This is a genomic window from Micromonospora sp. NPDC049559, from assembly GCF_040676675.1.
Classification (GTDB): domain Bacteria; phylum Actinomycetota; class Actinomycetes; order Mycobacteriales; family Micromonosporaceae; genus JBFAPK01.
Map to the genome: position 1 here is coordinate 176,739 of NZ_JBFAPK010000010.1, position 22,023 is coordinate 198,761.

Annotated in this window: 22 protein-coding genes; 14 read left to right on the forward strand and 8 right to left on the reverse strand. The window is 72.8% G+C overall.

Features of this window, described 5'->3' with window-relative positions; translation table 11 throughout:
* The first annotated feature begins 233 nt into the window (after window positions 1-233).
* Both AB0J86_RS14600 and AB0J86_RS14605 read left to right on the forward strand, forming a co-directional pair.
* Window positions 234-1,475, forward strand: coding sequence for a helix-turn-helix domain-containing protein (locus tag AB0J86_RS14600; RefSeq protein ID WP_363857097.1), 1,242 nt, complete (start codon window positions 234-236; stop codon window positions 1,473-1,475).
* Window positions 1,476-1,613: 138 nt separating this feature from the next.
* Window positions 1,614-2,108 (forward strand): hypothetical protein, encoded by a 495-nt coding sequence (locus tag AB0J86_RS14605; protein WP_363857099.1) that lies wholly within the window; start codon window positions 1,614-1,616, stop codon window positions 2,106-2,108.
* On the opposite strand, the gene AB0J86_RS14610 is transcribed toward AB0J86_RS14605, so the two are convergent.
* Window positions 2,068-2,586, reverse strand: a complete 519-nt coding sequence (locus AB0J86_RS14610; protein ID WP_363857101.1) for a GNAT family N-acetyltransferase — start codon at window positions 2,584-2,586, stop codon at window positions 2,068-2,070. The two genes, AB0J86_RS14605 and AB0J86_RS14610, sit on opposite strands and share 41 nt — an antisense overlap.
* 162 nt (window positions 2,587-2,748) lie before the next feature.
* Between AB0J86_RS14610 and AB0J86_RS14615 the strand changes: the two genes are divergently transcribed.
* Both AB0J86_RS14615 and AB0J86_RS14620 read left to right on the forward strand, forming a co-directional pair.
* The gene (locus AB0J86_RS14615; RefSeq protein WP_363857103.1) at window positions 2,749-4,002 is read left to right on the forward strand and encodes a low temperature requirement protein A; all 1,254 of its coding nucleotides are present in this window, start codon (window positions 2,749-2,751) and stop codon (window positions 4,000-4,002) included.
* Between the two features lie 153 nt (window positions 4,003-4,155).
* Window positions 4,156-4,998 (forward strand): Clp protease N-terminal domain-containing protein, encoded by an 843-nt coding sequence (locus AB0J86_RS14620; RefSeq protein WP_363857105.1) that lies wholly within the window; start codon window positions 4,156-4,158, stop codon window positions 4,996-4,998.
* 233 nt (window positions 4,999-5,231) lie between these two features.
* Here AB0J86_RS14620 and AB0J86_RS14625 read toward each other — a convergent pair whose 3' ends face one another.
* Entirely contained in the window at window positions 5,232-5,945 is a 714-nt protein-coding gene (locus AB0J86_RS14625) for a hypothetical protein (RefSeq protein WP_363857107.1), read from the reverse strand.
* Window positions 5,946-6,251: 306 nt separating this feature from the next.
* Here AB0J86_RS14625 and AB0J86_RS14630 point away from each other — a divergent pair, with 306 nt between their 5' ends.
* Window positions 6,252-7,262: an aldo/keto reductase gene (locus tag AB0J86_RS14630; protein ID WP_363857109.1), complete on the forward strand. Its 1,011-nt coding sequence runs from the start codon at window positions 6,252-6,254 to the stop codon at window positions 7,260-7,262.
* A gap of 30 nt (window positions 7,263-7,292) precedes the next feature.
* Here the strand turns inward: AB0J86_RS14630 and AB0J86_RS14635 are convergent, their stop codons facing one another.
* Together AB0J86_RS14635 and AB0J86_RS14640 are read right to left on the reverse strand one after the other, a co-directional pair.
* Entirely contained in the window at window positions 7,293-7,916 is a 624-nt protein-coding gene (locus AB0J86_RS14635) for an NAD(P)-binding domain-containing protein (RefSeq protein WP_363857110.1), read from the reverse strand.
* Window positions 7,917-7,976: 60 nt separating this feature from the next.
* On the reverse strand, window positions 7,977-8,711 hold the full coding sequence (locus AB0J86_RS14640) for an SDR family oxidoreductase (RefSeq protein ID WP_363857111.1): 735 nt from the start codon (window positions 8,709-8,711) through the stop codon (window positions 7,977-7,979).
* 144 nt (window positions 8,712-8,855) lie between these two features.
* On the opposite strand from AB0J86_RS14640, the gene AB0J86_RS14645 reads away from it, so the two are divergent.
* Window positions 8,856-9,497, forward strand: a complete 642-nt coding sequence (locus AB0J86_RS14645; protein ID WP_363857113.1) for a TetR/AcrR family transcriptional regulator — start codon at window positions 8,856-8,858, stop codon at window positions 9,495-9,497.
* Window positions 9,498-9,644: 147 nt separating this feature from the next.
* Complete coding sequence (locus AB0J86_RS14650; RefSeq protein WP_363857115.1) at window positions 9,645-9,779, forward strand: hypothetical protein; 135 nt, start codon at window positions 9,645-9,647, stop codon at window positions 9,777-9,779.
* Between the two features lie 113 nt (window positions 9,780-9,892).
* Here the strand turns inward: AB0J86_RS14650 and AB0J86_RS14655 are convergent, their stop codons facing one another.
* A complete protein-coding gene (locus AB0J86_RS14655) occupies window positions 9,893-10,813 on the reverse strand; it encodes a helix-turn-helix transcriptional regulator (RefSeq protein ID WP_363857117.1) in 921 nt (306 codons plus the stop codon).
* Window positions 10,814-10,963: 150 nt separating this feature from the next.
* Between AB0J86_RS14655 and AB0J86_RS14660 the strand changes: the two genes are divergently transcribed.
* Complete coding sequence (locus AB0J86_RS14660; RefSeq protein ID WP_363857119.1) at window positions 10,964-11,917, forward strand: aldo/keto reductase; 954 nt, start codon at window positions 10,964-10,966, stop codon at window positions 11,915-11,917.
* Window positions 11,918-12,220: 303 nt separating this feature from the next.
* Window positions 12,221-12,565, forward strand: coding sequence for a hypothetical protein (locus tag AB0J86_RS14665; protein WP_363857120.1), 345 nt, complete (start codon window positions 12,221-12,223; stop codon window positions 12,563-12,565).
* Between the two features lie 119 nt (window positions 12,566-12,684).
* Here the strand turns inward: AB0J86_RS14665 and AB0J86_RS14670 are convergent, their stop codons facing one another.
* Window positions 12,685-13,266 (reverse strand): GNAT family N-acetyltransferase, encoded by a 582-nt coding sequence (locus AB0J86_RS14670; RefSeq protein ID WP_363857122.1) that lies wholly within the window; start codon window positions 13,264-13,266, stop codon window positions 12,685-12,687.
* Between the two features lie 43 nt (window positions 13,267-13,309).
* Here AB0J86_RS14670 and AB0J86_RS14675 point away from each other — a divergent pair, with 43 nt between their 5' ends.
* Window positions 13,310-14,977: a PucR family transcriptional regulator gene (locus AB0J86_RS14675; RefSeq protein ID WP_363857123.1), complete on the forward strand. Its 1,668-nt coding sequence runs from the start codon at window positions 13,310-13,312 to the stop codon at window positions 14,975-14,977.
* A gap of 93 nt (window positions 14,978-15,070) precedes the next feature.
* Window positions 15,071-15,433, forward strand: coding sequence for a response regulator (locus AB0J86_RS14680; protein ID WP_363857125.1), 363 nt, complete (start codon window positions 15,071-15,073; stop codon window positions 15,431-15,433).
* 223 nt (window positions 15,434-15,656) lie between these two features.
* Here the strand turns inward: AB0J86_RS14680 and AB0J86_RS14685 are convergent, their stop codons facing one another.
* Complete coding sequence (locus tag AB0J86_RS14685) at window positions 15,657-16,298, reverse strand: response regulator transcription factor (RefSeq protein ID WP_363857146.1); 642 nt, start codon at window positions 16,296-16,298, stop codon at window positions 15,657-15,659.
* A gap of 124 nt (window positions 16,299-16,422) precedes the next feature.
* On the opposite strand from AB0J86_RS14685, the gene AB0J86_RS14690 reads away from it, so the two are divergent.
* Entirely contained in the window at window positions 16,423-17,856 is a 1,434-nt protein-coding gene (locus AB0J86_RS14690) for a histidine kinase (RefSeq protein WP_363857126.1), read from the forward strand.
* 110 nt (window positions 17,857-17,966) lie between these two features.
* On the forward strand, window positions 17,967-18,935 hold the full coding sequence (locus AB0J86_RS14695; RefSeq protein WP_363857128.1) for a PrsW family glutamic-type intramembrane protease: 969 nt from the start codon (window positions 17,967-17,969) through the stop codon (window positions 18,933-18,935).
* Between the two features lie 142 nt (window positions 18,936-19,077).
* On the opposite strand, the gene AB0J86_RS14700 is transcribed toward AB0J86_RS14695, so the two are convergent.
* The gene (locus AB0J86_RS14700) at window positions 19,078-20,430 is read right to left on the reverse strand and encodes a hypothetical protein (protein ID WP_363857130.1); all 1,353 of its coding nucleotides are present in this window, start codon (window positions 20,428-20,430) and stop codon (window positions 19,078-19,080) included.
* Between the two features lie 105 nt (window positions 20,431-20,535).
* On the opposite strand from AB0J86_RS14700, the gene murD reads away from it, so the two are divergent.
* Window positions 20,536-21,918, forward strand: a complete 1,383-nt coding sequence (murD, locus tag AB0J86_RS14705) for a UDP-N-acetylmuramoyl-L-alanine--D-glutamate ligase (RefSeq protein WP_363857148.1) — start codon at window positions 20,536-20,538, stop codon at window positions 21,916-21,918.
* Window positions 21,919-22,023 lie beyond the last annotated feature (105 nt).

Genomic DNA, 22,023 nt, shown 5'->3' on the forward strand with positions numbered 1-22,023 from the left:
TCGGGCGCGCCGTCAGGGCGTGCTCATCCACGGCGCTGACCTGCGCGTACGGATGAAACGTCTATCGACAGTAGTGCCTCGGCCACCACAGTGTCACTAGCGGAACCGCTCGGATGTGGCACGGCACCGAAAGGACGGGCGGAACCGTACGGGTCGCCCTTCGAAAGGGGCGGAGGGCGACCCATCCAGGGCCCAAAGAGTCGGACCGTCGTATTACTGACGGAGGGTTTTGAATGGTCGAGGGAAACCCGTCGAAGGACCTTCCGGTCGGCCGTCGGGTCGCCTATTGGCGCAGCCGCCGGAACCTGACTCAGCAGTCGTTCGCCGACCGGCTCGGCAAGTCGAAGAGCTGGGTCGAGAAGATCGAGCGCGGGGCGCGGGCGCTGGACCGGTTCTCGGTGCTCCAGGAGATCGCCGCCGTGCTCCGCATCGACGTCGGGCAACTGCTCGACGGCGAGGCCGACCCGGCCGCCGCCGGGGGCCGGCACGCCGGTCGGCTCGACCTGGAGGCCCTCCGCGCGGTCCTGGAGCGGTACGCCCCGGCGGCCGGCCCGCCCGACGAGTCGCCGTCGCCGTCGCGGCTGCGCCAGGCGGTCGACCATGCCTGGCTGACGTTCCAGCACGGCGGCTACGACACGCTCACCCGACTGCTGCCGAAGCTGCTCGCCGAGGCGCAGGCGGCCGACGCGTACCACGGATCGTCGGACGACGACGGCCCGGCAGTCGCCCACCTGCTGGCGCAGGTCTACCAGGTGGCGTCGTCGACGCTGCGCAAGCTCGGGGCGTACGACTCGGCGTGGCTGGCCGCGGACCGCGCGATGGCGGTGGCGGCCCGCTGCGGCGATCCGCTGCTGGCCGGGGTGGCGGCGTGCCGCACCGGTAACGCGCTGCTCGCGCTCGGCCGTCCGCGTACGGCGCTGGAACTGCACCTGACCTTCGCGAACCGGCTCGCCCCGGCGGTGGCCGACGCCGACCCGGACCGGCTCTCGGTGCACGGTGCACTGCTGTTGCAGGCCGCGATGGCCGCCGCCCGGCTCGGCGACAACGCGACCGTCGCCGACCTGCTGCGGGAGGCGGAGCGGAGCGCGGCGCTGCTCGGTGCCGACGAGAACCGCTACTGGACGAGCTTCGGGCCGACCAACGTGGAACTGCACCGCGCGGCGGCCGAGGTGGAACTCGGCGAGGGCGGCCGGGCGGTCGAGGTGCACGACGCCATCGACCCGCTGCGGTTCGCCGCCCTGCTGCCGGAGCGCCGGGCTCAGCACCTGCTCGACGTGGCGCGCGGCTACGGTCAGTACGGCGACGCGGAGAACGCGGGCCGGATGCTGCTGGCCGGCGAGCGGCTGGCCCCCGCCGAGATCCGGCACCGGCCGGACGCGCACCAACTCGTCGCCGAGATCGTCCGCCGCAGCCGGGGCAGGCCACCGGCGTCCGTGGCCGACCTGGCCCGCCGGATGCGGATCAACGCCATCTGAGTCGTGTCCACGGCGGGAGGCGCTTCGGCGCGGAGCCGGCGAGCGATTTTCAGACGCCTTTGAACATCCGGTTAATACCATGTTGCGCAGATGCGTATAGTGCGGTGATCGCAGAGCGCGATGATCTGTCCAGAATGGATGCCGTACTTGAAGACCCTCACCAATCGACTGCGTCACAGGCTGAACCGGACCTTCACGCGTGGCGCGGTCCTACTCGCGGCCGCCATGGTGGCCGTGCTCGCCGTGCCGTCCGCGGCCTTCGCCGAAGAGACCTTCTACAAGAGCTGCGAGTACGACAACGTGGCCTGCCAGACCGGCGTGGAGGTCGGACTCCCGCAGGGCCAGTGCATGGGCGCCAACACCGCTTACGCATCCACGCAGATCTGCGTCGACTACTACGGCGACTACGTCTACGTCCGGGACGGCAGGTCCGACGGTTACGCCGCGATCGGCTACGTCGGCTCCGACGAGGGTATCCTCACCCGCTTCTGCCGGAACAACCACGGCTACGGCACCTGGGCCAGGTGCAACTTCGACTGGGTCGAGGCAACCGGGCACGCCGCGTCCGCGGGGTACCTGGAGCAGTACTACGTCATGGAACTCCAACCCCTCTGGTCGTGGTCCGGCAAGTAACGGCCGGGCAGACCCGAGTCTGCTCGGGCCGGCGCCGCCCCGCCGGCCCGCGCACCATGAACACGTCCACCGGATCCTCGTTCTCCAACGTGAAGCCGTGCCGCTCGTACAGCCGCCGGGCCGGGCTGCCCCGCAACACGTTCAGCCGCACCGGGACGCCGTCCCGGTCGCACCGCTCCAGCAGTTCGCGCAGCACGGCGGTACCGATGCCGGCGCCCTGCACGTGTGGCGCCAGGTAGAAGTGCTCCAGCCAGTGGGCGTCCTCGGCCGGCCGCAGCGCCACGCAGCCGGCGAACTCGCCGCCCACCTCGATCACCCAGGTGTGCGCGGGCGCGAACCGCTCCCGCAGGCGCTGCCGCACCCGCTGCTCGTCGTAGCGTCCGAGCCGCTCCAGATCCGCCCGCAGCACCGTGGCCCGCAGCTCGGCCACCGCGTCGACGTCCGCCGCCGAGGCCGGTCGGAGCTCCCAGTGCGTCATGATCGATACCCTATCTGCGGCCAGACACCCGCATCAGGGCGTGGCCCGATGAACCCCGGCCCTGGCCTGGCCGCGGCGGTGCCGGGTTGCGGGTTTTCCGGTAGCCGATCGTGGCGGGCGGAAGAATGAGGCGGTGACCGAGGACGCGGCTGGCCGCCGGTCGTGACCGAGCGCGGGCAGCCGGATCATGAACCGGTCGGCGGGGACGGGGCGGGGACGCTGGGAAGCGCGGGGAGCACCCGCTACGCGAACTTCCTGGAGTTGTTCTTCGACCTGGTGCTGGTCTTCGCTCTGCTGGGCGTCGTCTCGCGGGTACAGCCGGACCTCTCCTCGGCCTCGGTGACCCACCGCTGGACGGCGCTGCTCTACGTCCCGGTGCTGGCCCTGCCGATGCTGTGGCTGTGGACCACCACCGCCCACATCACCAGCCATTTCGATCCGCGCCGGCCGCTCATCCAGGTGATGGTGCTGGTCAGCGCCCTCGGGCTGGTGATGATGGCGTCGACCCTGCCGTACGCGTTCGTCGGGCGGGGGATCGCGTTCGCGTTGACCTACGTGCTCTTGCAGGTCGGCCGCCCCGTACTCCTGATCACGCTGCTGCGTAACGCCCGGTTGCGAGCGCTCTATCTGCGCTCGGCGATCTGGTTCTCCGTGTCGGGCGTACCGTGGCTGGCCGGCGTCACGGTCACGGGACATGCCCGGGTCGCGCTGTGGGGGCTGGCCATCGCGATCGAGCTCGTGGCGGCGCGCTTCAGCTGGCCGGTGCCCGGTCTCGGCCGGCAGTTGGTGAGCGCCTGGGCCCTCGGCAAACCCCACCACCTCGCCGACCGGTACCAGCAGCTCCTGCTGATCGCGCTCGGGGAGACCGTGCTGTCGCTGGGAACGACGTACGCGGCCGTGCCGGTAACCCTCGCCACGACCCTGGCGCTGTTGGTGGGGTTCCTCACCAGCGTGTTGCTGTGGCGTATCTACTTCTACCGATCCGGCCAGGTGCTCCCCGAGGCGGTGAGCACGGCGGGGGACCGGGCCAGTGCCGGCCGGTCGGTTGGCCGGGTCCACCTGCTGATGGTCCTCGGCGCCGTCTTCGTGGCGATCGGGTACGAGCTCGTGCTGAAACACTCGACCGAACCGGTACGCCCGTCCTGGCTCGTCGTGATCCTCGGCGGGCCGGTGGTGTTCCTGGTCGGCCGGATCGGGCTGGAGCGGGTGGTCTTCGACCGGCTCGCCGTACGCCGGCTTGTCGTCATCGCCGCGCTGCTGCTCCTGGGGCCGCCGCTGTCGTTCGGTACGCCGCTGATCGCGTTGGCCGCTGCCGCCGTCGTCCTGCTCGGCATGGCCCTGGCCGACGCGCGACAGGCCCGGGGCCGGCCGCTGGAGGCGCCGGCGCCGTCCCGACTCCCGCCGGGGCGGACCTGACCGCGAGGCGGGGACCGGCACCGGCCGAAACGAGCGGGCGGATGCCCTGGTGTGCTCGGCGGGAAGGGAACGTGGAGCAGGCGCGCCCTGGATGTGTAACCCCAGTGGGGGTATAAAGGGGTTATCGATCCGCGACGCGTAGGAGGTTCCGTGGTGCCTAAGATCAACGTCTATCTCCCGGACGAGCTGGCCGAGGCGGTCCGGGAGGCGGGTGTGCCCGTCTCCGCCGTCTGCCAGCGCGCCCTGGAGCAGGCGGTACGCCGGGTGACCGCGATCCGCGAGACCGTGCTGGGTACCGCCGACGACGAGGACCTGGCCGCCCGGTTGCCCAGCTTCACCGCCCGGGCCCGTACCGCGCTCCGGCTCGGTATCGAGCAGGCACGCGCCGACGGGTCGGCCGCCGTCGGCAGCGGCCACCTCCTCGCCGGCATGCTGGCCGAGGGGAACAACCTCGCCCTGCGCGTGCTGGCCGCACTGGAGATCGAGCCCGAGCGGGTCGGCCGGGACCTCGCCCGGCGGTCCCTGGCCGAGCCCGGCGCCCCGGGCGACGGCGACTCGCAGCATTTCAGCGGGGCGGCGGCCAACGCGCTCGAACTCGCCGTCACCGAGGCCACCGCGTTCGGGCACAACTACGTCGGCTGCGAGCACCTGCTGCTCGGGCTGGTCGCGGAGCCGGACGGCGTCGCCGGTCAGGTCCTGCGCGCGCTCGGGGTCGAGCTGCGGCTGGCCCGGCGCGGCGTGGCGGCGGCGCTGGCCGGGTACGTCCATCTGCGGGCGCAGACGGCGGCGGCCGGCACCGCGGCGGCGGGTGCCCCGGGCGGTGGCGCACCGGCAGTGGGCGTCCCGGGCGTCGGTGGGCCGGGCGCGGGGGCGGCGGGCGTCGGCGGGCCGGCCGTCGCGGCGGCGTTGGCGAACGCCGTACGCCAGGAACTCCAGCCGCTCCTGCGCCGGATCGAACGCCTGGAGGAACGGGCCGGTGTCGCCGACGAGGGCTGAGTCCCGCCCGAGCGCTCGCTCGAACCGGACGCCCCGACCCCCGCGCCCGGTGACCCGCACGGCACCGGCCGCCATGATCGCCACGGCGGTGTTCCTGCTGCTCGTGCTGCCGTTGCTGGCATAGGCCGGAGTTCGGCCGGGCGGGTCGACCGGAACCGGCGCGGGCTGGGGGCGGCGCCGGCCGGGCGGCGGGGACACCGCGACGGGCTCGGGCGCGGAAGGGCGCCTCGCCGTCAGGGCCGCTCGGGTGGCACTCCGCCGGGCCGGGCCGGGCGGGGTGCGTTGCCGTGGTAGACGGCCTGGTCGACGGCGTGGGCCAACCGGTCGGCGTCACGGGTGAAACCGTTGAAGGTGACCCGCGAGCCGTCGTCGAGCCGGATTCGGCAGATCACGTCGCGGCCGAGCGCGTGCAGCAGCCAGCTCTCCCGGTGGAACTGGTTGATCTTGCTGACCTCCGACCAGGTGAACGCCCGCGTCCCGCGCGCGTGGGAATGCAGCAGACCGCGTTCGTGCAGGGCGAACGTCTCCGCGCCGTGGGTGAAGTAGCGCAGCCCCTGCTCGATGCCGGACCAGAGGCAGGTCAGCGCGAAGCCGAGCAACAGTCCGAGCACCACCCCGAACATCCCGACGGGCGCACCCGCGATCAGGGTCGGTACCGCCAACCCGAGGAACAACAGCAGGCAGACCAGCCCGACCGCGGCGCTCCCCGACGCCGTACGACCCCGGCGGGACCGGTCGACCTCGTGACGCTCGACCGGTTCGCCCAGGTCCGCGACCGTGGTGGCGGGGCCGCCGGTGCGCGGGGTACGCGTTGGCCGGGCCGCCTCCCGGGCGGCGAACTCGGCCTGCTCCCGCGCGCGGGCCCGCCGGTACGCCCAGACGCCCGCGCCGACCGGCACCACCACGAGCAGCACGACCGCGAGCGCGATCCCGACCCCGTCGTCCATCTCTTCGTACCCCTCAGGCGCTCTTCCCGGCTCACGCCGCTCCCACTCCGGGATACCTCCGATTCGACTCCGGGGCGGGCGTCGATCTCCACCCGGTGGCCGCAACCGGCCAGTAGGGGCGACCCGCCGGTCCGGCCCGGCTCGGCGTGACGGCGCCGCCGGCCGGGTACGTCGTCGGTGTGGTGTCGGTGTCGGCGGCGCTCGCCCCCATGGCACCGGCACGCGCCCGGCCGACCTCCTCGGAGACTGTCCCCGACGGTCCCAGGAGAACGGGGACCTGTCGCGGGAGATCCGGAGGAGCCAACCTTGACGCCTCGGGCCCTCGGGCTCTGGTTCGCACATCGGCAGAAGGGAGCGGGCAGCGTGGAACGGGTGCGGCTCGGCGGTCTCACGGTCTCCGCGGAGGGGCTCGGCTGCATGGGAATGAGCTCGGTGTACGGCGCGGCCGACTGGGACGAGTCGGTCGCGACCATCCGGAGGGCACTCGACCTCGGCGTCACCCTGATCGACACGGCCGCCGCGTACGGCATCGGGCACAACGAGGTGCTGGTCGGGCGTGCGATCGCGGGCCGACGGGACGAGGTGCAGCTGGCCACCAAGTTCGGCCTGGACTTCACCACCGGGCGTGGCAAGGTCGTCGTCAGGAACGAACCCGACGCCATCAAGACCGCCGCGGATGCGTCGCTGCTGCGGCTGGGTACCGATCACATCGACCTCTTCTACCTGCACCGGGTGGACCCGGCGGTGCCCTTCGAGGACTCGATCGGTGCCCTCGCCGAACTCGTCCAAGAGGGCAAGGTGCGTCACATCGGCCTCTCCGAGGTCACCGGGGACCAGTTGCGCGCCGCACACGCGATCCACCCGATCGCGGCGGTGCAGAGCGAGTACTCCCTCTGGACGCGGGACCCGGAGACGGTGGTGGCCGAGGCGGCCCGCGAACTGGGGGTCGGCCTCGTCGCGTACTCCCCACTGGGGCGGGGCTTCCTCACCGGCACCGTCGACCCCGCCCGACTGGCCCCGGACGACGGGCGCCGCCGCCTGCCCCGCTTCAGCGACGAGGCGGCGGCAGGCAACCAGGCCGTCGCCGACGGGGTCAGGCGGGTCGCGGAGAGCAGGGGCGCCACCGCTGGCCAGGTCGCTATCGCCTGGGTCGCCGCCCAGAGCGGGAGGCTGGGCATCCCGGTAGTGCCGATCCCGGGCACCAAGCGGGTCGCCTGGGTCGAGCAGAATGCCGCCGCCCTGGCGGTGCGACTCACGGCCGAGGAGATCGCGGCGCTGGACGAGTTGGCCGCTCAGGTCGTCGGGGCCCGCTACTAACGCGTTCGCCGACTGCTCGGCCCTCGGGGCTCAGCCGGTGAATTCGTTGACGCCGAGGGCGAAGTCCCAGTGGCCGACCCCGTTGCCGGCAAGGCCCACCGTGACCACGCCCATTCCTTCCAGCCAGTGCGCCATTTTCAGGCCGCCGACGTTCAGCGGGCGCAGCCCGAGGCTCTCGACGAATGCCGCCACGGCCGCCTTGGCCTGCGCACTGTCGCCCGCGATGAAGACGTTGGGCCGGCCCTTCTCCAGCACATTACGGAAGATGGTGTTGAATGCCTTCACCACGCTGGCGCTGGCCGGGGCCACCTTGGCGACTTCCTGCGCGATCGAGGTCTCCTCGCTGTGGGCCAGTCCGTCGAACGTGGCGTTGAAGGGGTTGCTGATGTCGACGATGACCTTGCCCGCGAGGGCGTCTCCGTACTCGGCGACGACCGGAACGACACCGTCGTACAACAGGGCCGTGATGACGATGTCCCCGGCCGGGACGGCGCCCCACCTGCCCGTCGTCGCGCCGCCGCCCAGCGCCTTCGCCCGGTCGTCGGCCTTGGACTGATCGCGTCCCATGACCTCGACGGTGCTGCCGCCCGCCACCGCGAGCGTGCCGATGGTACGGGCCATGTTGCCCGTACCGATGAGGGTGATGCTGCTCATGAGGTGTGCTCTCTTCCTTGGGTTGTCGTGGGCTGTGCCCGGGCATTCCTGCTCTGTGGTTCAGATGGCGGTGGTGCCGCCGTCGGCGACGAGTTCCAGGCCGTTGACGTAGCTGGAGTCGTCGGAGGCGAGGAACAGGGCGACGGTGGCGATTTCTTCGGGGCGGCCCATCTTTCCGCGGGGGATGAGGGACTCGAACTGGCGCTTGGTGGCCTCGTCGAAGAGTTCTTCCTGCTTGGCGGTGGCGACCTGGCCGGGGGTCAGGACGTTGACCCGGATCTTGCGGTCGCGCAGTTCGTTGAGCCAGACGCGGGCCCAGGCCTGCTGGACGGCCTTGCTGCCGGCGTAGAGGCTCCAGCCGGGGAAGGCGCCGAGGGAGGCGTTGGAGCCGGTCATGAGGATGGAGCCGCCGTCGTTGAAGAGCGGAAGGGCCTTCTGGACGGTGAATAGGGTGCCCCGGGCGTTGAGCCCGAACCAGGTGTCGAACTGGGCCTCGGTGATCTCACCGAGCGGGGCGGGCTCGCCGCCGCCGGCGCTGGCCCACAGTACGTCGAGGCTGCCCTTCTCCCGCTTGACGGTGTCGTACAGACGGTCCAGGTCGTCCAGGTTGGCGGCGTCGCCCTGGACCCCGGTGACGTTGCGGCCGATCTGCTTCACGGCCTCGTCCAGGGCGTCCTGGCGGCGGCCGGTGATGAAGACGTGCGCTCCCTCGTCGACGAACAGCTTCGCGCCGGCCAGCGCCATGCCGGTGGTGCCGCCAGTGATGACCGCTACCTTGCCGTCAAGCTTCCCCATGATCGCTCCCTTGGGTCGGTGGTGCCGTGCGCACCTGGGGCGACGACGTTATGTACACCGCCCTGTGTGCTTACGGTACGGGGTGGGCGGCCGGGACGCAAACTATGTACACCGGTCGTTACCCAGCTGGGGTACGATGGACCCATGACGGAGCTGGAGAAGGGCCCCCAGGGGCGCCGCCGTGGCCGGGGTGCCCGCGAGCGCATCCTCAGCGCGTCCCAGCAGCTGTTCCGCGAGCAGGGCATCAACCGCACCGGCATGGACCAGCTCTGCGCGGCGGCCCAGGTGTCCAAGCGCACGGCCTACCAGCACTTCACCGGCAAGGACGAACTCGTCGCCGAGTACCTGCGCCGGTTCGACCCCTCCGTGCTGTCCGGCGTGTTCGACCGCACCGACCTCACGCCCCGCGAACGGCTCCTCGCCGCCTTCGACGTCCCTCCCACCACCCCCCTGTGCCCCTACATCGGCGCCGCCGTCGAACTCCACGACCCCGAGCACCCCGCATCCCGGTACGCGCGCGACTACAAGAAAGCCGTCGCCGCGCGGCTCGCCGACACCGCCCGGGAAGCCGGCGCCGCCGACCCTGAACAGCTCGGCGAGCAGCTCGCGCTGCTCCTCGACGGCGCCGCGGCCCGGACCCGGGTTCTCAACGCCGACGCCTTCCCCACCGCCGCCGCCATCGCCGCCGTCCTCATCGACAACGCCATCCCCGCGCCATCTCCTCGGCGGCCCAGCGGTGACCGCGGAACCACCGGGTCCGCGCCCGTTCCGGTGGGAGGCCAATGACGGCCCGATCACGCCTTGTCGCCCGGAGGACGATGTCGGGCTCGGCGCGGCCGGAGCGGTAGCTCACGCCGTACAGGGGCAAGTAACGATTTCGGTGTCAGCTATGTACCCGTCACGGATCTGGCGCCCGATCAGGTGTGCCTCGCGGTGGCGGCATCGCGCACCTCGCTGGTGATCGACGACTTCCTCGCCGCGGCTCACGAGACGGCCGAGATCACCGCAGAATGCGGGAACGATGAGATGTGGCAGCTGGCAAGCGGTGCCGCCGCACAGCACGGTTGATCAGTTCGACCGACAACAGCAGAGCCAACAGAGGGCGCCACAGCAAATAATTCCTCGTCACGTCGACGTTGTGGCCGTGCGTCTTCGCGGTGAAGTCGGGGTCGGTGCACGGATCAGAGCGGACCGGGCTGAGGGGAGTGGCGGGTGGGCTCCGCCGCCCGAGACGGCGTAGCCGCCCAGCTGGCAAGAAGTTTGAGCCGCTCTTCGGAGGCGGTGCCGGGTTTGGCGGTGTAGATGACCAGGTTGTGCACGGCTCGACCGGACAGGGGTAGGTCGAGGTGCTGGAAGGTCAGCTCCAGCTGGCCGACGTCGGGGTGCTGGAGCCGTTTGACGCCGTCGTGGCGGATCAGGACGTCGTGCGCGGCCCATCGGCTGCGGAACTCGGGGCTGAGGGTGGACAGCTCGCCGATGAGGTCGCGCAGTGCCCGGTCGCGGGGCTCGCGGCCGACCTCGGCGCGCAGCAGGGCGGCGGTGGCGGTGCCGGCGGCGTCCCAGTCGACGAAGAAGTCGTGTGCGCCGGGGTCGAGGAAGATGTAGCGGGCGATGTTGGGGCGGCCGCGCTTGTCGATGGTGGCGCTGTCGAACATCGGTGCGTACAGGGCTCGGGCCAGGGGGTTGCTGGCGATGACGTCGGTGCGGCCGTCGCGTACGAACGCCGAGGACATGGTCATGGAGTCGAGCAGCCATTGGACCCGGGTCGGTACCTCGACCTCCCTGCGACGCGACGGCGTGCGACTCTCCGGCCGCGACGACCGGGCCAGGTCGAACAGGTAGGTGCGTTCGTCGTCGTCCAGTCGCAGGGCGCGGGCGACCGCGTCGAGGACGCCTTCGGACACGCCGCCGATGTGCCCCTTCTCCAGCCGCGTGTACCACTCCGTGCTCACGCCGGCGAGGACGGCGACCTCCTCGCGTCGCAGCCCGGCGACCCGGCGACGGGCGCTGGTCGGCAGCCCGACCTGTGCCGGGGTGATTTTGGCGCGTCGGCTGGCGAGGAAGTCCCGGATCTCGCCGCGGTTTCCGGGCTGCGGGTCCATGTCCTTCACGGTAGCCGCTGGTCACGGCACGAGGGGGGCTGAGGTTACACCCCCGATAGACGCGGCCTTCTCCGGTGGCGGCGAGTGCGGTCCTCTGGCGATCGAACGTTCCAGCAGGACCCCGACGAGGAAGTGGCGGAGGTAGGGGACATGACGAGCAAGACACTGACCGCGCCGGCGGTGGCCCTGGGCACATGGGCCTGGGGAGACAGCGGCGAGCTGGGCGACGGCTATTTCGGCAGTCGGCTGACCGCGTCCGGCCTGCGAGAGATCGTCGAGAAGGCACAAGCGACCGGGTTCACGCTGTGGGACACCGCGGTGGTGTACGGCACGGGTCACTCGGAGACGGTCCTCGGTCAGGCGCTGAAGGGCTACGCCCGCGGCGAGTACCAGCTGTCGACGAAGTTCACCCCGCAGGCCGCGGGCAACGGCGCCGATCCGGTCGCGGACATGCTGGAGCAGAGCCTCGACCGACTGGGTACGGACTATGTCGATCTGTACTGGATCCACAACCCCGCCGACGTGGCACGTTGGACACCGCTGCTGATTCCACTGCTGCGCAGCGGCAGGGTCAAGCACGTCGGCGTCTCGAACCACAACCTGAAGCAGATCGCTCTGGCCGACCAGATCCTCGGCGCGGCCGGCTTCCGCGTGGAGGCGGTCCAGAACCACTACAGTCTCCTGTACCGCAGTTCCGAGCGCGCGGGCATTCTCGACTACTGCCGCGAGCACGACGTGCGGTTCTTCTCCTACATGGTCCTCGAACAGGGCGCGCTGAGCGGCAGGTACAGCCCGGCCCGTCCGTTGCCGGAGGGCAGCAGCCGGGCGGCCGTGTACAACGGCATCCTTCCCCGACTGCGGGCGCTGACGGACAGGATGGCGACGATCGGCGAGGACCGGGGCGCGTCCGCCGCCGACATCGCCACCGCCTGGGCCATCGCCAAGGGAACCACCCCGATCATCGGGGTCACCAAGACGAGTTACCTCGACGGGCTGATCCGGGCCCGCGGCATCGAACTCGCCGACGAGGAGATCGCGGAGCTGGAGGCGCTGGGGGATGCCGCGGACGTCGACACGCGCGGCTTCTGGGAGCACGAGATGTAGCAGTCGTCGGCGGACGGAGGAGAGAGCACCCGGGAAGGGAGGGGAGATGCGGTGGTGAGAAAGGCCATTCGTCCCCGTTGAACGGTTGGCCGCCATGCTGCGTACGGGGTGCGCCGCACCCGCCGCGACCAGCACCGATGCCGTGTGGCGCGGCGTACCTGCCCGCCCGGACCCGGTACGCCCGCCGGCGCCGGCGCCGGCCCGCCGCGACGGTCGTCCCGGGACTACTTGTGAGTTCAACTAGATCACGTGAGGATCAAGACAACTGTCCATTGATGGTTGTGGAGGTCCACCATGCGTAGGTTGACAGCGAGGATCGGTGCGACGCTGGCCGCTCTCACCGTCGCGGCCGTCGGCGCCACCGTCGCGGCGGCGCCGGCCTCGGCCGACGACTGGCCCGAGCCGAACCCCGTCGGCATCTACTTCTACTCCGGCTGGTTCACCGAGCAGGTCGGGCACTACCGGGACGTGACGCGGTGCCTGCCGGTGCCACCGAAGGCCGAGTCGCACGTCGGCTACCCGACGTCCCCGGTCAACGCCTTCCGCTTCTTCGCCACCGACGACTGCACGGGCCAGGCGACCGGCATGGACACGCTCCGCAGTTACCCGGCGGGGCAGTACCGGTCCTTCGTCGGCGTGGTGGCCTGACCCGCCCCGGCCCGCTCGTGTCGATCATGGAGTTGTGGTCGGAGCAAACCGCACCAATAGCGGCAAATCGCTGACCACAACTCCATGATCGACGGGGAGAGGTCGGGGCCGGGGGTGGGTCAGGCGAGGTCGGTCAGGCGGGCGTGCAGGTGCATGTCGTGCCAGCCGTCGGTGTGCAGCAGGGCGCTGCGCTCGACACCCTCCAGCGCGAAGCCGGCCTTCTCGGCCGCCCGGCAGGACGGCTGGTTGAGCGTCGAGTGGCGCAGCGTCAACCGGTGCAGCCCCAGCTCCTCGAACGACCAGCGGGCGAGCGCCTCGGTGGCGCGTACCACCACACCCCGGCCCCGGGCCTCCGGCAGCACCCAGTAGGCGACCTCGGCCACCCCGTCGAAGAGATTGATCTCGCGCAGCCCGACCCGGCCCACCAGCGCGTCGTCGGCGTCCGTGACCGCCCAGGAGGCGGCGCGCTCGGCCGCCCAGTGCACCCGCCACTGGTTGATCCACGCCACGGCCTCGTCCGCCGAGGCCATCGCGTGGGTGTGCCAGCGCTGGATGGCGGGATCGGTGAAGGCGAGCGCCACCGCGGGCGCGTCGGCCGGCCGGAACGGCCGCAGCGTCAGCGCGCCGTCGGCGTACAGGGTTGGCTGTTCCCGCCCGCTGAGGGCGCCGCCCGGCAGGACCGGGGGTACGAGGGATGGCACCGCCCCATCATGCCAACCGGCGGGCGGCGGTAGCGTGGCGGTCGTGTTCCCTACGGTCCGTGAGGTGCTCGCCCTCGACCCGGTGCGGCACGGCGGGCCCCGCCTGGTGGCCGGCGAGAACGGCCTCGACCGGGCCGTACGCTGGGTACACGTCGCCGAGGTGCCCGACATCGCCCCGCAGCTCGGCGGGGGCGAACTCGTGCTCAGCACCGGGATCGGCCTGCCCGCCGACGACGGCGGGTTGCGGGCCTTCATCGGCGACCTCACCGACGTGGGCGTCTCCGGGCTGGTGGTCGAACTTGGCCGGCGCTACCCCACGAGCGTGCCCCGGGTCATGGTCGCCGCCGCCGAGCGGCGGGGGCTTCCGCTGGTCGAGCTGCGCCGGCCGACCCCGTTCGTACGGATCACGGAGGCGGTGCACGGGCTGATCGTCGACGCCCAGCTCGCCGAGCTGCGGGCCACCGAGGAGATCCACCAGCGCTTCACCGAACTCTCCATGGACGGCGCGGAACCGGGCGAGGTGGTGCGCCAGGCCGCCGAGCTGGCCGGCTGCCCCGTCGTACTGGAGAACCTCTCCCGGCAGGTGCTCGCGTACGACGCCGCGGGCGACCGCGCCGACCTGCTGCTCGCCGGCTGGGAGCAGCAGTCCCGCCGGATCCGGCCCGCCGGCCGGACCGCGTACGACCCGGACGCCGGCTGGCTCGTCACCACGGTGGGCGCCCGCGGACAGGACTGGGGCCGGCTGCTGCTGCGCTGGCCCGGCGACGAGTTCTCCTCGGTCGCCGGGGCGCCGCCGACCCGGCTGACGATCCTGCTGGAGCGCGCCGCCTCGACGCTGGCCCTGGGCCGGCTAATCCGCCGCGACGCCGAGGGGCTGGAACGGCAGATCCACCGCACCCTGCTCACCGCCCTGCTCGACCACGCCCGCCCGGTCGGCGAGGTGGCGCTGCGGGCGCGGGCGCTCGGCGTGACGCTGGAGCGCCGGCACCTGGTCGGCGTCGTGGTGCGCCACCGCGCCGACGAGGCCGGCACCGAGGCAGCCCAGGCGCGGCTGCGGGACCTGGCCGAGGCGGTCGGCGACGCGTTGCGGGAGGCCCGGCTCAGCGGGCTGGCCAGCGCGCTCGACGAGCAGGCGGTGGGGGTGCTGCTCGCGCTGCGCGACCCGGGGGCCGAGGACGGGGCGCTGGCCGCCTTCGCCGCCGCGCTGCGACGCGTACGCCTGGACGCGGAGCCGGCCCACGACGCCGCCGGAGCCCCCGGTGAGGTGATCGTGGCCGCCGGGTCGGGGGTGGCGACCCTGGCCGAGGCCCGCCGGTCGCTGCTGGAGGCGCGGCAGATCGCCGAGGCGGCCCGCCGGGGGCGCCGGGGTGACCTGGCCGTCTACCGGCTGCCGCACGTCGGGCTCGCCGGCCTGCTGCACCTGCTGCGCGACGAGCCGCGCCTACAGACCTTCGTCGAGCGGGAACTCGGCCCGCTGCTCGCCTACGACGCCGAGCACCCGCGCGAGCAACTGCTCGGCACCCTGCGCGTCTACCTCGAACAGGGGCGCAACAAGTCGGCGGCGGCCGCGGTGGCGCACCTGTCCCGGCCGGCCTTCTACGACCGGCTCGGCCGGGTGGGCCGCATCCTCGGCGCCGACCTGGACTCGATCGACGTCTGCCTCTCCCTGCACGTCGCCCTGCTCGCCCTCGACGCGGTCCGCAACCCCTGACCGGTGCGGCGGGAACCCCTGACCGGCGCGGCGGGCGGCGAATTGCCGGCTAGCCGGGATGCCGTACGCCGCCGGGCGGGCCATCGTGGTGGCGTGACGTACCGATACCTCATCGTCGACGACAGCGAACGGTTCCTGCGTTCCGCCCGTCGACTGCTGGAGCGCGAGGGCGCGACGGTGGTGGCCGCCGTCTCCACCGGCGACGACGCGATCGCCGCCGCGACGGCCACGCCGGTCGACGTCTCGCTGGTCGACGTGTACCTCGGCGGGGAGAACGGGGCGGACGTGGCCGACGCTCTGTCCCGGCGCGGCCTGGGCGGGAAGATCCTGCTCGTCTCGACCCGCGCGGCCGAGGACGTGGTCGACGTGGTCACCCAGAGCGCGGCCGTGGGATTCCTCCCGAAATCCGACATTTCGGTGGCGGCGATCCGCGCGATCCTGACGCCGGCCCCGTGACCACCGGAAGCAGGCCGTGACCGTGGCGCAGGTGGTCGTGACGGAGTAGGCCGGCTGCACCAGGGCGACCTGGAAATATCGGATGCTCGTCGAACCACCGGTCACGACCGGTCACGCACCGTTACTGGCTCGGCGAGTTCAGGTCATGGTCGGGTTACGGCCGTCCCGGTGGACCCGGTTCCTCCCGTCACAGCCAGGCAGGTGCCGGGGCCGTGATCGGGGGTCAGATCGACTGGAGGTAGCGCACCACGGCGAGGACCCGCCGGTGGTCGGCCTCGGTCTCGGGCAGCTCCAGCTTGTTCAGGATGCTGCGGACGTGCTTCTCGACCGTGCCCTCGGCTAGCCACAACCGCTGGGCGATCCCGGCGTTCGACCGGCCCTCGGCCATCAGCGCGAGCACCTCCCGCTCCCGCGGACTCAGCGGCGCCAGCGGGTCGACCCGGCGCCGGGCGTTGACCAGCTCCCGGACGAGGTCGGGGTCGATGACCGAGCCGCCCGCGGCGACCCGCTGGACGGCCTCGACGAAGCTGTCGACGTCGGTGACCCGGTTCTTGAGCAGGTAGCCCACGCCGCCGTCGGCGCTGAGCAGCTGGAGGGCGTGCTCGACCGCGACGTGCGCCGACAGCACCAGCACCGCCGTACCGGGGTGGCGCGCGCGGATGGTCCCGGCCGCCGTCAGCCCCGCGGTCTGGTCGGGCGGCATGCGGACGTCGAGCACCGCCACGTCGGGTGCCGTCCGCGCGACCAGCTCGACCGCGGTGTCCGCGTCGCCGGCCCGGCCGACGACCCGGATGCCGGCCCGTTCGAGGAGGCCGGCGAGCCCTTCCCGCAGGAGCACGTCGTCGTCGGCAAGCACCGCGCTGATGGTCATCTCGTGCCGCCCCCGCCCCCGCCGCCGCTGTCGTCGCGTTGTCGCCGCTGTCGTGTCTTCGTCGCCGCCGTCGTGGTGTCGTCGCCGCTCAGGCGGCCAATATAATACTGCGACGATCTTGAGCTGGGTCGATGCGGGGCAGGGAGGCGGGCGGGTGCGGGTCGGTCTCGTCGGGAGGGTCCTGCTGGGCGCCGGGGTACCGACCGTGGTCGCGGTCACCGCCTTCGCCACGATGCTCGGCGCGATCGACGGGGCGCGGCGGGCGCAGGAGCGCGTCTCCGCCTCGCACCAGACGGTGGTCGCGGCCGAGGGCCTGTCCCGCGCGGTCGGTGACCTCACCGCGAGTGAGCGGGGTCTGCTCCTCGGTGACCTCGGCGGCGCCGGAGCGTGGTCCGCGGCGGGCCAGCGGGTGCACGAGCGGGCCGAGGCGCTGGCGGCCCTGCGCGTCGACGGCGCCGACGAGCGGCGCCGGACCGCCGGGCTGGCCGCGGCGGCCGAGGCGTACCTCCAGGAGTCGCGGCGCGTCGCCGGCCCGGTCGCGGCCGGCGCGCCCGCCCGTACCGGACTGCCCGCCACCGACCCGGCGCGGGTCACCGAGTTCGCCGCCCACCTCGACGCGTTCCTCGCCGAGGAGCAGGACGTCGTCGCCGCGCAGGAACGGGCCGTGGCGGCCGACGCCCGGTGGGCGGTGGCGGCCGGGGTGGCCGGTCTGCTCGCCTCGCTGGTCTCCGTCGTGCTGGTCGGCATCTACCTGACCCGCGCCGTGGCGCTGCCCGTACGCCGGGCCGGGGCGGTGGCGCGACAGTTCGCCGACGGCGACCTCCGCGCCCGCCTGCCCGTGACCGGCGTCGGCGACATCGGCGACCTGCAGCGGGCGCTCAACCGGATGGCGGCGTCGCTCGCGGCGGCCCGCGACGAGCTGACCGCGTCCCGGGCCCGCATCGTCGCCGCCGACTACCGCGCCCGGCGCGCGATCGAACGGGACCTGCACGACGGCCTGCAACAGCGGCTGGTGGCGCTGGCGCTCGACGTGCGCGGACTCGGCGCCGAGGTCCCCGACGAGCTGCGCGAACAGGTCGACGAGGTCGCGACCGGGCTGGTCGAGGCGACGAACGAGCTGCGCGACTTCGTCCACGGCATCCAGCCCGCGGCCCTGACCCAGAGCGGCCTCGGCGCGGCGCTGCGGGCGCTGGCCCGGCGCGCGGCGCTCCCCGTGGAGGTACGGATCGACCTCGCCGACCGGCTCCCCGCGGACGTCGAGTCGGCCGCCTACTACTTCGTCTCCGAGGCGCTGACGAACGCGACCAAGCACGCCCACGCCTCATACGTGGAGGTGACCGCGCGGATCGAGGCCGGGCTGCTGCGGGTGACCGTCGCCGACGACGGCGTGGGCGGCGCCGACCGCGCCGGCGGTACCGGGCTGGTCGGCCTCGCCGACCGGATCGACGCCACCGGCGGGCGGATGACGCTGGTCAGCGAGGCGGGACAGGGCACGACGCTGACCGCGTCGATACCGATCTCCTGGCAGGCCGGTACGGGCGGTACCGGCTAGCCGGCATACGACGATGGCGGCTGGCGTCGAAGCGCCGACCGGGCCCGGAGCGGGACGCTGTTCCCCGTGACGGTCCGCATCCAGCGGACCCGCGAGACCGGGAGCCCGCAATGGCGACACACGCGATCCTCACGCAGTACCCGACGACCTTCACCCCGGTGGCGGCGGCCCGTCGGCAGCACCACCTGCCGTCCTGGGCGCGGATCCTCCTCGGCGGTGGCGCCCTGTGGCTGGCCACCGTGGTCATCACGTTCTTCACCGGCAACGTCAACCTGGTACCGACGATCATCCTGGTCGGCGCGTTCCTGGTGCCGGTCACGTTCGTGGCCTGGGCGTTCCGCCGCGCCGACGCGCTGCTCACCCCGTCGAAGATCTTCAGCGCCTTCCTCTACGGCGGCGTGCTGGGCGTGCTGGGCGCCTCGGTGCTCGAAGCGGCCTTCGTGCACAACACCTCGATGGTCGGCTTCCTCGGGGTCGGGCTGATCGAGGAGGGCGTCAAGCTGCTCGTCCTCTGGGCGATGGCCCGCCGGCTGGGCCGCTACACGATGCGCGACGGCCTGGTGCTCGGCGCGACCGTCGGCTTCGGCTTCGCGGCGTTCGAGAGCGCCGGGTACGCCTTCCAGGCGCTGTTCAACGCGCAGGGCGGCGGGCTGTCACTGCTGGGCGTGGTCGAGACCGAGCTGCTGCGCGGCATCCTGACCCCGTTCGGGCACGGGCTGTGGACCGCCGTCACCGGTGCCGCGCTCTTCGCCGTCGCCGCCCGCCGTGGCCGTACCACACTCTGGGCGTTGCCGGTCGCCGGCGCGTACGCCCTGGTCGTGGCCCTGCACGCGCTCTGGGACGCCGCCGACCTCGCCGCCGCCTGGCTCACCCTGCACCTGACCGGTACGCCCGAGCAGTGGGCCCGGGCCCGCGAGGGGCTGGCCGTCACCGCCACCCCCGCCCAGCTGCACCTCGACGCGCTGCTCAGCTTCGCCCTGCCCTTCGCCGACGCGCTGGTCGGGGTGGCCATCGTCGCCGCGCTGGCCGTCGCGGTCCGCCACCAGGAGCGTCGCACCTTCACCCCGGTCGGGCGGTGAGCGGGCCGCCGACGGGCCGCGACCGCCCGAACCGCTCGCCCGGACGGGCCCCCGCACCGGCGGGGGTCCGTCCGCGTTCCCCCGCTCCCGCCCGGCCGCGCGGATGCCCACCAGGTACCGGCGGGCGCTCCGGCCCGGGCACTCAGCCGGTCAGTTCGGCGAGCGCCTTCGCGTACGCGGCCGGGACAAAGTGGGTGCCGCCCGGCGTGAAGACGTCCGAGCCGGCCGCCGCCGTCCACGCCTCGGCCGGTACCGCCGCCATCAGCGCGCGCACCACCGCCGCGTCCCGCCACTGCTCCTGCTCGGCCAGGAGCCCGAGCGCCACGACCGACTCCTCGACCTCGCCGACGCACTCGAACGGCTTGTGCGCGTCGATGCCGAGCAGCTCCAGGTAGCCCGGGACCTGGTCGGCGTCGTCGAGCAGGTCGGTGCCGAAGATGCGCACCACCCGCTCGCGGGGCATGAACGGCGCCATGGCGAGGAAGACGAACCGGCACTTCGGGCAGTTACCGCACCAGCGGGCGCTCGCGTCCCGCAGCTTGAACGCGGCGTTGCAGCTGGTCACCACGTCGTCGTACCGGGCGAACTGGCTGAACAGCCGGGCGATGTGCAGCTCCGACAACGGGCGCAGCAGCGAGAAGTACGGCTCCTCCAGCCCGGCGTGCCCGGCGAGCGCGGCCCGGAGCAGCCCCTCCGCCTCGACCCCCTTGGACCACTGGTGATTGATCTCGTGACCGTTCCAGATCAGGTTCGGGTCGGAGGCGGAGCGCTCGTTGGACATCACCACCGGGCCGAGCCCGTGCAGCACGGCGGTCGCCACCGCGATCAGCGAGTTGATCGCGGTGACCGGAATGTGCCCGTTGCGGGCGCCCGCCGCGTTCAGCTCGAACAGCGCCGGGTCGAGCCGGCGCCGGGCCGCCAGCGGGGTCAGCCCGGACGCCTCGTTGACCGAGTCGATGACGTGGTTGGGGTTGACCGAGAAGGGCACCGGGTCGAAACCGGCCCGGCGCAGGGTCTCCAGGCCGACGATCGAGTCCTTGCCGCCGCCGACGGCAGAGAGCGGGCGCCGGTCGGAGTTGTTCACCGGGGTCGGCGCCGGCACCGTGCCGCCCGGTACCTCGGGCACCAGCTCCAGCACGTACGGCAGGTCGTTGCGGTACGCGTACTCGGCCAGGCCCTTGGTGTAGACGGCCGTGACCAGCGCGGCGGCGGCCTCGCCCAGCGGCGCCGGCGCCACCAGCCGGGGCGGCGCGGCGGCCTTGTAGTAGCTCACCCCGGCCACCAGGTGCAGCAGCTCCAGCACCCGGTGCAGGGTGGCCAGTCCGGCCTCGCCCGGCGGGACGGACGGCAGCGGAAACGTGATCACCTCGGTGAAGCGGAGCTCGCCGTCCGGTCCCGTGAGCGCGTAGTCGAACCGCGCCTCGCCGGTGGCGAGATCGAGGGAGTAGGACGGGAAGGTGAAGGCAGCCATCTGCCCGAGCTGTCCGTTAGGCACACGCCATACTAGGCCGTGGCTCGCGGGCCCCGGCCCGCCTCCCACGAGACGCACACCGCCCGCCGGGACCCCACCGGCCGGGTGACCGAGGACGAGGAGATCATTTTGCGCCTGTCTGACCTGCGCGGACGTTCGGTGGCCGTCTGGGGGACCGGGCGGGAGGGCCGCGCGGCCGTGACCGCCATCGCCGCGCACGGGCCGGCCAGCCTGGTCGCGGTCGACGACAGCGCCAACTTCCTCTCGCTGCCCTGGTCGGGCCCGCTCGCGCAGGCCGCCCCGCTGCACACCGGCCCGGAGGCGTTCGGGCGGCTCGCCGCCGCCGACGTGGTGGTGCGCTCCCCGGGGGTGCCGCAGACCCACCCGTGGCTGGTCGAGCTGCGCGGACGCGGAGTGACCGTGACCAGCGGCACGGCCCTCTGGATGGCCGACCACGCCGCCCGCACCGTCGGGGTCACCGGCAGCAAGGGCAAGAGCACCACCTCCAGCCTGATCAGCCACCTGCTCACCGCCGTCGGGCGCCCCAACGTCTTCGGCGGCAACATCGGCGTACCGCTGCTCGACCTGCCCGACGCCGAGCTGTACGTGCTGGAGCTCTCCAGCTACCAGTGCAGCGACCTGACCGACTCGCCCCGGGTGGCCGTGGTGACCGCCCTCTTCCCGGAGCACCTCGACGCGCACGGGGGCGAGCAGGAGTACTACCGGGACAAGCTCAACCTGCTCGGGCACGGTCCGGAGACGGTGGTGCTCAACGGCACCGACGCCCGGCTGCTCGCCCAGGTCGACGAGCGGTTCGGCGACAAGCTCGGCGACCGGCCGGCGGTACGGGCCGGCGGGCCGGAGAACTTCCACGTCGCGCCCGGCCCGGACAGCCGCCCGTACCTGCACGCGGGGAGCGAACCGCTCTTCCCGCGCGCGGCGCTGCCGCTGGTCGGCCGGCACAACGAGAGCAACCTCTGCGTCGCCCTGGCGGTCCTCGACGCGCTCGGCGTCGACACGGTGGCCCGGCGGGAGACCCTGGCCGAGGCGGTCGCCGGGTTCCAGGGGCTGCCGCACCGGCTGGCCGAGATCGCCGACCCGACCGGGTTGACCTTCGTCGACGACACGCTCGCCACCAGCCCGTACTCGACCATGCACGCGATCGACGCGTACGAGGGACGGCCGCTGACCGTGATCGTCGGCGGTACCGACCGGGGGCTGGACTACGGCCCGCTCCGCGAGCACCTGTCCACCCGCGCCATCACGGTCATCGGCATCCCGGACAGCGGCCCCCGGATCGTCGACCAGCTGCGCGACCTGCCTGAGGTCCGTACCGAACTCGCCGAGGACCTGGTCGAGGCGGTGCGGCTGGCCCGCGAGCTGACCCCGGCCGGCGGGGTGGTGCTGCTCTCGCCGGCCGCGCCGAGCTACGGCCGGTTCCGCAACTGGGAGCACCGCTCCGAGGTCTTCGTCGAGGCCATCGAGTCCACCCGGGCGCTGGCCGGCCGCTGACCGCCCCGCGCCCCCGCCCCGCCCCGCCGCCCCCGCCCCGCCGCCCCCTCCTCGTCGATCTAGGGCAAATCCTCGTTAGTCGATTTCTAATCACGTGGATTTGCC

Bases quoted from the DNA above. Each gene is read 5' to 3' on its own strand.
- AB0J86_RS14600 (WP_363857097.1), top strand. From the start codon at position 234: ATGGTCGAGGGAAACCCGTCGAAGGACCTTCCGGTCGGCCGTCGGGTC.
- AB0J86_RS14605 (WP_363857099.1), top strand. From the start codon at position 1,614: ATGCCGTACTTGAAGACCCTCACCAATCGACTGCGTCACAGGCTGAAC.
- AB0J86_RS14610 (WP_363857101.1), bottom strand. From the start codon at position 2,586: ATGACGCACTGGGAGCTCCGACCGGCCTCGGCGGCGGACGTCGACGCG.
- AB0J86_RS14625 (WP_363857107.1), bottom strand. From the start codon at position 5,945: ATGGACGACGGGGTCGGGATCGCGCTCGCGGTCGTGCTGCTCGTGGTG.
- AB0J86_RS14635 (WP_363857110.1), bottom strand. From the start codon at position 7,916: ATGAGCAGCATCACCCTCATCGGTACGGGCAACATGGCCCGTACCATC.
- AB0J86_RS14640 (WP_363857111.1), bottom strand. From the start codon at position 8,711: ATGGGGAAGCTTGACGGCAAGGTAGCGGTCATCACTGGCGGCACCACC.
- AB0J86_RS14645 (WP_363857113.1), top strand. From the start codon at position 8,856: ATGACGGAGCTGGAGAAGGGCCCCCAGGGGCGCCGCCGTGGCCGGGGT.
- AB0J86_RS14655 (WP_363857117.1), bottom strand. From the start codon at position 10,813: ATGGACCCGCAGCCCGGAAACCGCGGCGAGATCCGGGACTTCCTCGCC.
- AB0J86_RS14660 (WP_363857119.1), top strand. From the start codon at position 10,964: ATGACGAGCAAGACACTGACCGCGCCGGCGGTGGCCCTGGGCACATGG.
- AB0J86_RS14695 (WP_363857128.1), top strand. From the start codon at position 17,967: ATGGCGACACACGCGATCCTCACGCAGTACCCGACGACCTTCACCCCG.